Source organism: Chryseobacterium lathyri (genome assembly GCF_019970085.1).
Taxonomy (GTDB): domain Bacteria; phylum Bacteroidota; class Bacteroidia; order Flavobacteriales; family Weeksellaceae; genus Chryseobacterium; species Chryseobacterium lathyri.
The window spans coordinates 337,668-351,097 of record NZ_JAHXYG010000006.1; the positions used below are offsets into that span (position 1 = coordinate 337,668).

Here is a 13,430-nt window from a genome sequence, read left to right on the forward strand (position 1 = left end):
TAAATGACTCGATGGGCAAAAATAAATTAGCAAGATTCGCTGAAAACAAGATTTTACCAAATGTTATCCAACCTACAAGAGAGGATGCACTCAATGGTTTTCCGCTTAAAGGCAACTGGAGAAAGGATTTCTTTAAGAACGAAAATCCAATCGTACTTGAGTTGGGTTGCGGAAAAGGAGAATATTCTGTAGGGCTTGCTAAAACATTCCCTGAAAAAAACTTCATCGGAATAGATATTAAAGGAGCCAGATTCTGGTTCGGAGCCAAGGAAGCTGTGGATAGCGGAATGAATAATGTAGCATTTCTCAGAACACAAATTGAGCTTGTAGATCATTTTTTTGCAGAAAATGAGGTTGACGAAATATGGATCACGTTCCCTGATCCTCAGATCAAATACAAACGTACAAAGCACAGGCTTACTCATCCTGACTTTTTAGAACGATACAAAAAATTCCTGAAGCCAGGTGGAATCATCCATCTGAAAACGGATTCAGAATTTCTGCATGGCTATACATTAGGCTATTTGCAGGGTGCCGGTTATGAAATCATTACAGCCCACCACGACATTTATGGCGCTCCTGAGTACGATCCGAATACGGAGCATCTCAGAGACATAAAAACCTACTATGAAGAGCTTTTCTCTGCTAAAGGAAAAACAATAACTTATATAAAATTCCGGATAAGCTAATGGAATAACACAACAAATTGATGAAAAAAATTTTAACGACCCTCCTCTTCTTTTTCCTGGTTTCGGGTTCCGCTTCGGCGCAGAAAAAACACAAGGATATCCTAAAAAGCACAAATACAAAGGAAATTGAAGACTACCTTAAGAATGCACACCCTGATGACCCTAAAAGATATGTGCTAAAACCTAAACTTATTGCCTTAAAGAATTCCAACTGGACAAAAGGTGCTAAAACCGCAAAACCAATGGAAGCCAGGCCGGTAATGACTGATATTCCGAACAGATTTTTGAGAAACTCCAACTCTAATGATGCGGAAGAGTTTAAAAGACTCATCGCCGAAACTTCTGATCAGCATAAAGATAAAACGGTAAAACTTCTGAATGCGATGTTTGATGAAGATATTACCAGTAAAGAGGCTGTGCTTCTATTTAGAAATAATTCGGACTGCAATATCATCCTGAGAATTGAAGGAAAAAATTTCTACAACCTGGCAGTTCCTGCACATGGTGAGAATTTTATCATTCTCAATAAGGGTTCTTATACCCTGAACAGTAATGTCTGTGATGTAAAATACTCCTCTCAGAAAGACATAAAAAAAAGTATATTTGTAGTGATTGAAAATCCCGGTACACCCAGGCCTGATGCCAATAAAGATGCAGCAAAAGATCAAAAGGAAACTGTACCTGTGAAACCTTCAAAAAAGAAAAGATCAAAAAAATAAACTGAATGAAAAAGCTAGCCACTTTCTCCGGAATTTCACTTATCCTTATAAGCTGCAGTGCCAGCTACAGCAGTTATCCCAGCTATCCTATAAGAACTCCTTCAAGTACGGGAAGCACTGTGATGAGTACGGAAAGAGAATATGCAGAGCTTATTAAGACCTATAAACCTGAAACAGCAGATGTTTTAACAGATCTCCTTAATGAGGATTCTCCCAGCAATCCCAGAACTTCTATTTCGGTGGAAAATAAATCTCCCTGCAATATGGTCCTTACTGTGAGCAGCACCGGCTTCCTTAAAAAGATCCCGATAGGCTCCGGTAAAGTGGGTTATACAATGGTGCCTAAAAACCGGAACTACAGACTCTCCGGAATGCTCTGTAACTCCTCTTATGATTCTACAAAGTATATTACCACATCTTATGCTATAAAGATCAGCAATTAAAATAAACCCCTCTCAAGTTGAGCGGGGTTCTCTTATATATCAGGATATGAAAACACAAAAAACGCTGGATTTCTATCCAGCGTTTTTCCTATATTAAAGAAAATCTTTAATTATTCAGCATCGAAATCAGTATCTGTTTCAGCAGATACTTTTTCTCCTTCTTCTTTAGATTTTTCTTTATCAGCTTTTCTTTGAGACTGTCCTTCTTTGATAGAATCAGAAACAATGTTCAGGATCATATCGATAGATTTAGAAGCATCATCGTTTCCTGGGATAACGAAATCTACTTTTCTAGGATCAGAGTTTGTATCAACAATACCGAAAACTGGAATACCTAATTTCTTAGCTTCAGTTACAGCGATGTGTTCTCTCATGATATCTACAACGAAGATTGCAGAAGGAAGACGAACCATGTCAGAGATAGAACCTAAGTTTTTCTCTAGGTTAGCTCTTTGTCTGTCAACCTGTAATCTTTCTTTTTTAGATAAAGTTTCGAACGTACCGTCTTTTTTCATTTTGTCGATATGGTTCATCTTCTTTACAGCCTTTCTGATTGTAACGAAGTTCGTTAGCATACCTCCAGGCCATCTTTCTGTAATATAAGGCATATTAAGTTCAGAAGCGTGTTTTGCAACCACTTCTTTCGCTTGCTTCTTAGTAGCTACGAAAAGAACTTTTTTACCTGCAGAAGTTAATTTTTCTAAAGCACTACAAGCTTCATCTAATTTAACTGCTGTTTTATGTAAGTCTACAATGTGAATACCGTTTTTCTCCATAAAAATGTATGGAGCCATATTTGGATTCCACTTTCTGGTCATGTGACCGAAGTGTACGCCAGCCTCTAAAAGGTCTTTTACATTTGCTTTTGCCATGTTTTCTGTTTTTGTTAGTTTACTTTCCGTCTTTTAAACAATCAACAACTTCTTTAGATGGGAGAAGTGTTTGGATGCTAAACGTAACGGGCAATTTTTTTGTTTTGATAAATAGATATTAGATACAAGACCACAAACCGAATATATTCTGAAATTTGAAATCTTGAATCTGAAGTCTGAAAATTAACGTTTTGAGAATTGGAATCTCTTTCTTGCTTTTTTCTGACCTGGCTTCTTTCTTTCCACCATTCTTGCGTCTCTTGTAAGTAAACCAGCTGGCTTCAAAGCTAATCTGAATTCAGCATTGATTTCACATAAAGCTCTTGAAATACCTAATCTGATAGCTTCTGCCTGACCTGTATTACCACCACCGAAAACATTTACGGTAACGTCATACTGACCAACAGTTTCAGAAAGGATAAACGGTTGGTTCAACTTGTAAACCATCACGTCTGTAGAGAAATAAGTTGCAGCATCTTTACCGTTTACTGTAATAACACCAGAACCTGGTCTTACATAAACTCTTGCTACAGAAGTTTTTCTTCTTCCGATTTTGTGAACTATAGACATAATTAATTATTTAAATTCGTTAACATTAATTGTTTTAGGCTGTTGAGCTTCATGTTTGTGCTCAGTTCCTTCATATAGATAAAGGTTCTTCAATAAAGCAGATCCTAATCTGTTCTTTGGCAACATACCTTTTACAGATTTCTCCAATACTTTTAAAGAATCTTTCTTCTGAAGTTCAGCCGCAGTCATAGACTTCTGTCCACCAGGGTAACCTGTATGCCAGATGTAAGTCTTATCAGCCCACTTATTTCCGGAAAGCGTAATTTTCCCAGCATTCAAAACGATTACGTTATCACCACAATCTACGTGAGGTGTAAAGTTCGTTTTGTGCTTACCTCTCAAAATCTTTGCAACCGTAGAAGCTAGTCTTCCTAACGGCTGTCCTTCAGCGTCTACCACAACCCATTCTTTATTAGCAGTAGCTTTGTTCGCTGAAACAGTTTTGTAACTTAATGTATTCACACGTTTTAGTTAAAGATTAAACATAATTTTCCCCTAAAAGGGTGTGCAAAGGTACAAATTATTTTCGTAACCCAAAAACATATTTTATTTAATCTGTACTATCTCCAGATTTCAATTCCTTTTAATTGATTATCAACCATTGACTTTACATATAGCTTGTAAAATGATGTCTGATGAAAACATTTCAAAAAATTCTAAAAACGCAAAGAGTTTAGAAATTAACTCGTTCTTTATTAACTTTACTTTAAAGATTTTCCTTAAAGCTTATTAATATGATTATTTATTTCGCGAAATATTTATATTTGTGCCCAAAGTTCTAACTATCCATGAGCCACGGAAAAATAAGAGAAGATAAAACCTGCCTGAACTGCGGGCACCAGGTTGAAGAAAAATTCTGCCCGCACTGCGGACAGCAAAATATAGAAAGCCGCCATCCTTTTTACTATCTGTTCACTCACTTTTTTGAAGACTTCACACATTATGACGGCCAGTTTTGGGGAACTATGAAAAATCTGCTTTTTAAGCCTGGAAGACTTACAAAGGTGTATCTCGAAGGAAAAAGACAGCAGTTTGTCCCGCCGGTGAAGCTTTACATCTTTATCAGTTTTATAACATTTCTCTTTATTTCATTTCAGATAACAGATTTAAATTTCGGAAAGGAAAATTCCCGCCAGGCAAAAGAAATCAATAAAGAGATTCAAAAAGAAGCCGCTAAAAATAAAGCTGTAAATGAGGCTTTACAGTCTCCGGAAGCACTAAAGGCGGATTCCCTTACCGGCGGAATGCTGACTCGTGCATTAGATTCCAGCCAAGTTAAAAATACAGCTCAAGATGATGTAGATGTTGAAAATATATTTAAAGAGAATAAGAGCATTACAAAATCTTTAGGACTGCAGTCTATGAAGGATTTTGATAAGAAAGATCAAAAGAACGGACACAAATATCAGACTTTTCGCCCTTTCGTAGCTAAAATCTTTGAATTGGAAGAAAAAGGCCATTCTCCTAGTGAGATTATCAATCTTTTTATTAAGAGTTCGGTTCACAATTTACCAAAAGCTCTTTTCATATACCTTCCTCTGTTTGCTTTTCTGCTATGGATATTTCACAGTAAAAAAAAGTGGTGGTATTTTGACCATGGTGTTTTTACTCTCCATTATTTTTCCTTTTTATTATTGCTGACCCTTCTTCTTTTTGTACTGAATAAAGTGTTTAGCTATTTTGATGAAACAAGCAGCTTTGCCATTATTATGAAATGGTTGCTGACTACAGGAGCTACTGTTTATGCAGGATGTTATTTTTTTGTAGCTCATTATAAGACCTACCGCACGCACCCTGCCCTGACTATTTTAGTAGGTGCTATTCTATTCTTTATCAACACCGTTTTATTTACATTCTTATTAATGGGCTTGGGAATCGTTAGCTTTTTATTAATGCATTAACTACGCAGGGACTTGTTTGCCCTAAAACTAGCAATAAGATAATAGGCTACAAAAACCGTGGAAAACTTAAGTATTGAAGGAATTGCAAGCTCAAGGCTGAATATGAATGTTCCGATGAGCACCAAAATGCCCATTGCAACAAAGGAAATACCTAATTTTTGCGGCAATGTAAAATTGGGCGTATCCAGATAATAAGCAATTCCCCATGCTATCCCAAAAGACAGGGCATAATATATATCAAGACCTACATTATCAGAACTGTAAAAAAAATAATTAATCAGGAAACTAAGAACGGTTCCTAAAGCAAAGTACATCAAAGCCTTTTTCATACTCTATATATTAATGGTGCAAAAATAAAGAATTTACTTGTCATTATTAAACGAATGATTGTTAAGTTGGGAAAATAACAACCCGCCACCTGCAATCAACTCTCTTAAAATCAAACCATTAAACAAAACCAAAAGGTTCTTATTTTATTATTATATTTGAAAATTCAGAAATTTTCTAGATTTTTTTATGGAAACCCAAAAATATACTCCAACCAACAAAGTGAGAATCGTAACAGCGGCGTCATTATTTGACGGACACGATGCTGCGATCAATATCATGCGCCGCGTGATCCAGGGAACAGGATGTGAAGTGATCCACCTGGGACACGACAAATCAGCTGAGGAAGTTGTTAACACAGCGATCCAGGAAGATGCCAATGCTATTGCATTAACCTCATACCAAGGCGGCCACAATGAATATTTCAAATATATCTACGACCTTTTAAGAGAAAAAAACTCCCCGCAGATCAAAATTTTTGGCGGTGGCGGCGGTGTAATTCTGCCGGAAGAAATTGAGGATATCATGTCTTACGGAATCGACAGAATTTATTCTCCGGATGACGGCCGTGAACTTGGCCTGCAGGGCATGATCGATGATTTGGTTAAAAGATCGGATTTCGCGACAGGAAAAGATATAACCGCTGGTGATCTGGATTCAATCAGTTTTGAAAATTCCACAAGCATTGCTAAAGTCATTTCCGCCGTCGAAAACTTCTCAGAAGAAAAACCTGAACTGGTAAAAGCAATTGACGAAAAATCAAAAGATCTAAATATTCCTATCATTGGTATCACAGGTACTGGTGGAGCGGGAAAATCTTCATTAACAGATGAACTGGTAAGACGTTTTATCCGTTCAAATCCTGATAAAAAAATCGCCATCATTTCCATTGACCCTTCTAAAAAGAAAACAGGAGGTGCTCTTTTGGGAGACAGAATCCGTATGAATGCGATCAATGATCCTAGAGTTTATATGCGTTCGATGGCCACAAGAGAAAACAATGTTTCCGTTTCACCGTTCATTCATTCTGCACTGAATGTTTTGAAACTGGCTCATCCTGATGTTATCATTCTGGAAACTTCGGGTATTGGTCAATCAGGTTCGGAGGTATCTGATTTTGCGGATGTTTCAATGTACGTGATGACTCCTGAATACGGAGCTTCTACGCAGTTGGAGAAAATTGACATGCTAGATTATGCTGATTTAGTGGCATTAAATAAATCTGATAAACGTGGGGCTCTTGATGCCCTTCAAGCCGTTAGAAAACAGTTTCAGAGAAACCATCTGTTATGGGAACAGCAGTTGGATGATATGCCTGTTTATGCAACAAAAGCATCTCAGTTCAATGATCATGGAACAACTGAATTATACAATAGATTAGTTGCAAAAGTAAATGATAAATTCTCCGGTTTAAACTTACAAGGTTTTGTTGAACAGGAAATTACAGACGAAGTAACCATCATTCCTCCAAAAAGAGTTCGTTATTTATCTGAAATCGTTGAAAACAACAGACAATATGACGCCAACGTTGAAAAGCAGGCTGAATTAGCCAGAAAAATGTATCATATTGAAGGGGTAAAAAGCTTCCTTTCGAATGAAACCCTGGACGCTGAATATCAAAAAGCAGAAAAAGATCTTCAGCAGGAAAATATCGACTTCTTAAAAACCTGGGATGATACGAAAAAAGCTTTTCACGAAGAGTTTTATTCTTATTTTGTAAGAGGAAAGGAAATTAAAGTGGAAACTTCAACGGAATCTTTATCCCACTTAAGAATTCCAAAGATTGCTTTACCAAAATACACAGACTGGGGTGATCTGATCAAATGGAAGGGTCAGGAAAATCTTCCCGGAGGATTCCCGTACACTGCAGGAATTTATCCTTTCAAAAGAACAGGAGAAGATCCGACAAGAATGTTCGCCGGAGAAGGTGGACCAGAAAGAACCAACAGAAGATTCCATTACGTTTCTGCGGAAATGGATGCAAAACGTCTATCTACAGCGTTTGACTCTGTAACTTTATACGGACAAGATCCAGCTTTACCACCAGATATTTATGGTAAAATCGGAAATGCGGGAGTTTCTATCGCAACATTAGATGATGCTAAAAAGCTGTATTCAGGTTTTGATCTGGTAAATGCGATGACTTCGGTTTCTATGACCATCAACGGTCCTGCTCCAATGCTGCTGGCTTTCTTTATGAATGCAGCGATTGATCAGAATGTTGAAAAATATATTGCCGAGCATAATCTTGAGGCGAATGTTGAAAAAGCTCTAAAAGCAAAATTTGATGATAGAGGCTTAGAAAGACCAAAATACAACGGTGAACTTCCTCCTTCCAACAATGGTTTAGGATTAAAATTATTAGGAATAACAGGAGATGAAGTGATTCCTGCTGAAGCTTATGCCGAAATTAAGGCTAAAACCATTGCAACAGTTCGTGGAACGGTTCAGGCTGATATTTTAAAAGAAGACCAGGCTCAGAATACCTGTATTTTCTCTACTGAATTTGCCCTTCGTTTGATGGGCGACGTTCAGGAATATTTTATCACGGAAAAAGTTAGGAACTTCTACTCCGTTTCTATTTCAGGATATCACATTGCAGAAGCGGGCGCGAATCCGGTTTCCCAGCTGGCATTTACTTTGGCAAATGGTTTCACGTACGTGGAATATTATTTGTCAAGAGGAATGGATATCAATGATTTTGCCCCGAATTTGTCATTCTTTTTCTCTAACGGTATCGACCCTGAATATTCAGTGATCGGCCGTGTAGCAAGAAGAATATGGGCAAAAGCTATGAAGCTGAAATACGGAGCAGACGAAAGAAGCCAGATGCTGAAATACCACATCCAGACTTCAGGACGTTCGCTGCATGCGCAGGAAATTGATTTCAATGATATCAGAACGACGCTTCAGGCACTTTACGCAATCTATGATAACTGTAATTCTCTTCACACCAATGCTTACGACGAGGCTATTACAACGCCGACTGAGCAGTCTGTAAGAAGAGCCATGGCGATCCAGTTAATTATTAATAAAGAATTAGGGTTAGCTAAGAATGAAAACCCTCTTCAAGGATCATTTATTATTGAAGAGCTTACGGATCTTGTGGAAGAAGCAGTTTATGCGGAATTCGACAGAATTACAGAAAGAGGCGGTGTGCTTGGCGCCATGGAAACCATGTACCAGCGTTCAAAAATTCAGGAAGAATCCATGCATTATGAATGGTTGAAACACACAGGAGAATATCCGATTATCGGAGTGAATACGTTCCTTGGAAAAGACGGCTCACCAACAGTACGTCCGGGGGAAGTTATCCGTTCTACTGAGGAAGAAAAGCAGGTTCAGATCGAAACTTTACATAATTTCCAGAAATCAAATGAAGACAGATCTGCAGAAGCTTTAAAACAATTACAGTATGCAGCCATCAACCAGCAAAACTTATTTGCCGTGATGATGGATGCTGTTAAATACTGTTCTCTTGGACAGATTACCAATGCTTTATTTGAAGTGGGTGGTAAATACAGAAGAAATATGTAAACCCAGACAATTTTAAACATTGTTGAGCAATATTCAACTTATAAATTAAACCTCAAGGAGATTTCTTTGAGGTTTTTTGTATTTTTACACAACAGCAACATTTTAACTAATGAAATATATTTTATTCCTGATTGGAATTATTTCCTCCGGACTCTTCAATGCTCAAGAAGCTGATAACAACCTCCAGGGTTATTTTATGACCAATTCTAAAGAAACGTTATACCCATATTTTGCTTTTGATGGTAACGGAAAGGTCGATATTGCAGGATATGGAAAAGGAGATTATTTTGTGAAAAATGATTCTGTGGTTGTTTTCCCGGATAAGGATATTTTTATTTTTAAAATGTCTAAAAACCGTTTAACCGGTAATTCAACCTGGGTTAAGGACACCAAGTGGGACCTAAAGAAAGACAGCCTTGCCGAAAACAACAGAAAAGATGATGCCCTGGCTAAGAAAAATGCACAGCTTCTTTATGAATATTACCGTAAAACAAGAATCAAATCCAATGATCTTGACAAATTATTTGATGAAAACGCAATGACAAATTATACAAAAACCATTGACGATTTATGTACCAGAGGTCTTGCAAAGGCATGTATGGAGAAATTTGGATTGATGATCATGAACGATGTCGGCGGAATGGAAGCCGTTTTAAAAAACAAACTGAAAAAGCCTAAACAGAATCCTGAAATCATCAAGTTAGGACAAAAAATAATCAGCATGGGCGAGGTTGAAGGCCATACGGTTTTAGGAAGCTATTATTATAGTCTGGGTGACAAAACCAAAGCAAAAAAAGAATGGCAAACAGCAACTGATAAAGGAAGCACAAAAGCCGGATTGGCACAATTTGAAGCAGAAATGAATGATGCAGCAAAATAAAACGCAGAATGAATTAATGAAACCAAAAGCCGTATTCAACTGGAGTAGTGGAAAAGATTCTGCCCTTGCATTTTATAAAATCCAACAGGAAAATCAGACTGAAGTTACAACTCTGCTTACCAGTATCAATAAAGAGTTTCAGAGGATTTCCATGCATGGTGTTCATGTCTCACTTTTAGAAAAGCAGGCTGAAAATATAGGACTGCCTTTGATTAAAATGGAGCTCCCCAAGGAATCATCCATGGAAGAATACCGTGAGATTATGGGTAAAACGATGTCAGACATTCAAGCTATGGGCATTACGCAGTCTGTTTTTGGGGACATTTTCCTGGAAGACCTCCGGAAATACCGTGAAGACCAGCTGAATTTGATAGGAATGGAAGCTATATTTCCACTTTGGAAGCAGGATACAACCGACCTCATCCACGAATTTCTTAATCTTGGCTTCAAAACGATTGTGACCTGTGTGAATGAAACTTATCTGGACAAAAGCTTTTCAGGAAGAATCATTGACCAGGATTTCATCAATGATCTTCCTGAAAATGTTGATTCATGTGGAGAAAACGGAGAATTCCACACATTTACTTTTGATGGGCCTATCTTTAAAAATCCTGTTCAGTTTGAAATAGGAGAAACAGTAAAGAAAACCTACCCTAAACCTAAAGTAAATCCTGAAGATGAAGACGGTGAGTATGTTTTCTGGTTCTGCGATCTTATTTTGAAATAAGATTCTATTAATTACAAGGCGATTTTTAATTTAATCTGAATTCAGAGATTAAAAATTAACGCAATGATAAACAAGTTTTATTACTTTACTCTAGCGTTGCTATTATGTTTTTCATCACATTAAATATCAGCTCGACATCCTTTTCGGTGGTTTGCCAGTTAACAAAAGCAGCTCTGATTCCTTTATGCTTATTATAAAAAGTTGGAGTCATGAAGACTTTTCCGGTGTCATTCAGTGCTTCCAGAAATCTGTTAACCTGATCCTGTTTTGCTTCCTCTTTTAAAGTAAAACATACTGTATTTAGCCTTACGGGAGCCAATAATTTGAAATCCTTACTGTCTTCAATCAGTTGGGCAAGTTGTTTAGACAGCGTTATATTGCTTTCTACAATATCCTGATATCCTTTTCTGCCATATGCCATGATAGAAAACCATGCAGGAAGCGCCTTTAATCTTCTTGAATTCTCAGGAAGAAAATTCAAATAATTAAAATTCTCCAACGGATCCCCCAGATAAGGAGCATTGGAATTCTGAAAGGTTTCCATCTGTAAAATTTTGTATTGTTCTTTTACAAAAAATACCGCACTTTCATAGGGAACGTTTAACCATTTATGACAGTCTACTGTAATACTGTCTGCGTATTCCCAGCCGTCAACAAGATGTTTATAAGTATCTGAACAGGCTGCAAAACCTCCGAATGCTGCATCTATATGCCACCAAAATTTATATTTTCCTTTCAGCTTTCTGATCTCTGCAAAATTATCAAAATCAACCGTATTCACGGTTCCTCCACTGGAAATTAAGATGAACGGTTCTCCATTAAGCTGTATGATATGATCTTCAAGATCCTGTATGTTAATCGCTTCGCGATCTTCTGCAGCAGTTTTTATCTTTATAATATTATTGCTTCCTATCCCTAAAAGTGACAGCGATTTTATGGATGATGAATGGGGTGTAGCTGTCAGTATTTTAACAGTTCCTGAAATTCCTTCTTTAGCAATATCCCTTCCCTGCTCTTTTCCCAGCCATTGCCTTGCGACAGCCAGACATGTAAAATTAGACATTGTAGCTCCGGTTACAAAACCTCCCAGAAAACTTTGCGGCAGGCTAAGTAGATCCAGCAGCATCTTTATGGTTTCCATTTCTACATTGCCCGAGATATCTCCCTGGCCTGTTGTAGTTTGAGTATTCTGATCGTAGACTGTTGCCAGCCAATCTCCCGCAATGGAAGCTGGAGTAGTGCCTCCGGTTACAAACCCAAGGTACCGCGGCCCTGATGATCCTACTATGATGGGTTCAAATCTTTCATTGAATATTTTTAAAGTCTCTTCAGTTCCAAAACCGGACTCCGGCAATCTTATGTTTTCAGGTGCCCGATTATTATTTACAGAGGTGGGCCTTTCTGCCAGGGTATTCAAGTATTGAGTTCCTTGCTGCTTTATGATTTCAAGTATATGATCTATTTGCACTGAATCGCTTTTCAAATATTCTTTCATTATGATATATTGTAAAATAATTTATTCAAAAATATTAAATACTTGTAAGATTCTACCCTGGCTTAGCACAAATTTTGCTTCTCTTTGAGACTTCAAAGGATTTTCTTACATTTAAATATGTATCAGTCCTAAAGTCAGTAACTTTTAATATAAAACACCTGTGATAAAAAACGTTTCCTTTCTTCTGCTTTTCTGCTTTTTGTTTTCATGTAAAACTGAAACTCTCCAAAAACCGGTTAACAAAAATGTAATTATTGATTCCACAATTACAGCTTTTCAAAAAACACTTTTGGAACAGCAGATTGATTCTGTATTTAAAAAATATAATTTTAATGGAAGTATTGCCATATTTAAAGATTCTCTGCAACTGTACAGGAAAGAAAACGGCTATTCCGATTTCAAGAATAAGGTAAAAATCGACAGCAATACGGTTTTTGCTATTGGGTCTGTAAGCAAACAGTTTACTGCTACTCTTATTCTTCTCCAGATGGAACAGGGAAAACTGAACGTTAGTGACAAAGCATCCAAATACCTGAAATCATTTCAAATCAAAGAGTATGAAAATATTACTATTCACCAGCTTTTAAATCACACTTCGGGATTAAATACTTTCGGAGGAAAACTGATGTTCAAAAGCGGTTCGGATTTTTTCTATTCTAATGACGGCTTTAATGCTCTGGGCCAAATTATAGAAGTTGTTTCAGGAAAATCATACGATGAAAATGTCATGGAACTGTTCAAAAAAGCTGAAATGAAAAATTCTTCCACGGGAAATATCTTTGAGGGTAAGAATTTTGCAGGTGCTTATTTGGGAAATGCTACAAAATTTACAGCCGTTCCGAATATGCCAAAAAGATTGGGAGGAAAGGATATAGGAACTCCGGCGGGTGGCATTCTTTCAACCATAGAAGATCTCCACATCTGGAATAATGCGATCTATAGCGGAAAAATCCTCAAAGCTGAAACTTTAAAGCAGTTTGTTTCTAAAAGTTCGGAAAGGCATCATGCCATTTTAGGGAAAATGGGCTATGGCTACGGCATCATGATCAATATCGGAAGCCCTGAAAGTTATTTTCACAGCGGCTATGTAAAGGGCTCCCCTTCGCTGAATATTTATTATCCTCAAACCAAAACCTCTGTTATTATTTTATCTAATATTGCGGATGAAGAAAAGGGAAAAAGTTCAACTTTCAGGCCTCATGTGGAAGTTAAAAAGATTACGGACCATCTTGAGAACACTTTGCTACAGCTCAAAGCAAAACACTAATTT

At 37.2% G+C, this 13,430-nt stretch carries 13 protein-coding genes; 8 read left to right on the top strand and 5 right to left on the bottom strand.

What is annotated here, in order from left to right:
• Positions 1 to 11 precede the first annotated feature (11 nt).
• Genes trmB through LC418_RS19860 form a run of 3 tightly spaced genes read left to right on the top strand, consistent with a single transcriptional unit; the run spans position 12 to position 1,851 of the window.
• The gene (trmB, locus tag LC418_RS19850) at positions 12 to 689 is read left to right on the top strand and encodes a tRNA (guanosine(46)-N7)-methyltransferase TrmB (protein WP_111955600.1); all 678 of its coding nucleotides are present in this window, start codon (positions 12 to 14) and stop codon (positions 687 to 689) included.
• A 20-nt stretch (positions 690 to 709) separates the two neighbouring features.
• Positions 710 to 1,408, top strand: a complete 699-nt coding sequence (locus LC418_RS19855) for a DUF6759 domain-containing protein (RefSeq protein ID WP_223560391.1) — start codon at positions 710 to 712, stop codon at positions 1,406 to 1,408.
• A 5-nt stretch (positions 1,409 to 1,413) separates the two neighbouring features.
• Positions 1,414 to 1,851 (top strand): DUF6759 domain-containing protein, encoded by a 438-nt coding sequence (locus LC418_RS19860; protein WP_223560392.1) that lies wholly within the window; start codon positions 1,414 to 1,416, stop codon positions 1,849 to 1,851.
• A gap of 110 nt (positions 1,852 to 1,961) precedes the next feature.
• Here the strand turns inward: LC418_RS19860 and rpsB are convergent, their stop codons facing one another.
• The 3 genes from rpsB to rplM form a co-directional block, all read right to left on the bottom strand.
• A complete protein-coding gene (rpsB, locus tag LC418_RS19865) occupies positions 1,962 to 2,723 on the bottom strand; it encodes a 30S ribosomal protein S2 (RefSeq protein ID WP_111955604.1) in 762 nt (253 codons plus the stop codon).
• Positions 2,724 to 2,906: 183 nt separating this feature from the next.
• A complete protein-coding gene (rpsI, locus tag LC418_RS19870; protein ID WP_045501218.1) occupies positions 2,907 to 3,293 on the bottom strand; it encodes a 30S ribosomal protein S9 in 387 nt (128 codons plus the stop codon).
• Positions 3,294 to 3,299: 6 nt separating this feature from the next.
• The gene (gene rplM, locus LC418_RS19875) at positions 3,300 to 3,755 is read right to left on the bottom strand and encodes a 50S ribosomal protein L13 (protein WP_034706094.1); all 456 of its coding nucleotides are present in this window, start codon (positions 3,753 to 3,755) and stop codon (positions 3,300 to 3,302) included.
• Positions 3,756 to 4,081: 326 nt separating this feature from the next.
• Between rplM and LC418_RS19880 the strand changes: the two genes are divergently transcribed.
• The gene (locus LC418_RS19880; protein ID WP_223560393.1) at positions 4,082 to 5,194 is read left to right on the top strand and encodes a DUF3667 domain-containing protein; all 1,113 of its coding nucleotides are present in this window, start codon (positions 4,082 to 4,084) and stop codon (positions 5,192 to 5,194) included.
• Here LC418_RS19880 and LC418_RS19885 read toward each other — a convergent pair.
• On the bottom strand, positions 5,191 to 5,523 hold the full coding sequence (locus tag LC418_RS19885) for a hypothetical protein (RefSeq protein WP_223560394.1): 333 nt from the start codon (positions 5,521 to 5,523) through the stop codon (positions 5,191 to 5,193). The genes LC418_RS19880 and LC418_RS19885 overlap by 4 nt on opposite strands.
• A 187-nt stretch (positions 5,524 to 5,710) precedes the next feature.
• Here LC418_RS19885 and LC418_RS19890 point away from each other — a divergent pair, with 187 nt between their 5' ends.
• The 3 genes from LC418_RS19890 (at position 5,711) to LC418_RS19900 (ending at position 10,665) form a co-directional block, all read left to right on the top strand.
• Positions 5,711 to 9,058, top strand: coding sequence for a methylmalonyl-CoA mutase family protein (locus tag LC418_RS19890; RefSeq protein WP_111955610.1), 3,348 nt, complete (start codon positions 5,711 to 5,713; stop codon positions 9,056 to 9,058).
• A gap of 109 nt (positions 9,059 to 9,167) precedes the next feature.
• A complete protein-coding gene (locus LC418_RS19895) occupies positions 9,168 to 9,938 on the top strand; it encodes a hypothetical protein (protein ID WP_223560395.1) in 771 nt (256 codons plus the stop codon).
• A gap of 16 nt (positions 9,939 to 9,954) precedes the next feature.
• Positions 9,955 to 10,665 (top strand): Dph6-related ATP pyrophosphatase, encoded by a 711-nt coding sequence (locus LC418_RS19900; protein ID WP_223560396.1) that lies wholly within the window; start codon positions 9,955 to 9,957, stop codon positions 10,663 to 10,665.
• An 85-nt stretch (positions 10,666 to 10,750) separates the two neighbouring features.
• On the opposite strand, the gene LC418_RS19905 is transcribed toward LC418_RS19900, so the two are convergent.
• Positions 10,751 to 12,160 carry a pyridoxal phosphate-dependent decarboxylase family protein gene (locus LC418_RS19905; RefSeq protein ID WP_223560397.1) on the bottom strand — a complete coding sequence of 470 codons (1,410 nt, stop codon included), beginning with the start codon at positions 12,158 to 12,160 and terminating at the stop codon, positions 10,751 to 10,753.
• A gap of 289 nt (positions 12,161 to 12,449) precedes the next feature.
• Between LC418_RS19905 and LC418_RS19910 the strand changes: the two genes are divergently transcribed.
• Entirely contained in the window at positions 12,450 to 13,427 is a 978-nt protein-coding gene (locus LC418_RS19910) for a serine hydrolase domain-containing protein (protein ID WP_223560398.1), read from the top strand.
• Positions 13,428 to 13,430 lie beyond the last annotated feature (3 nt).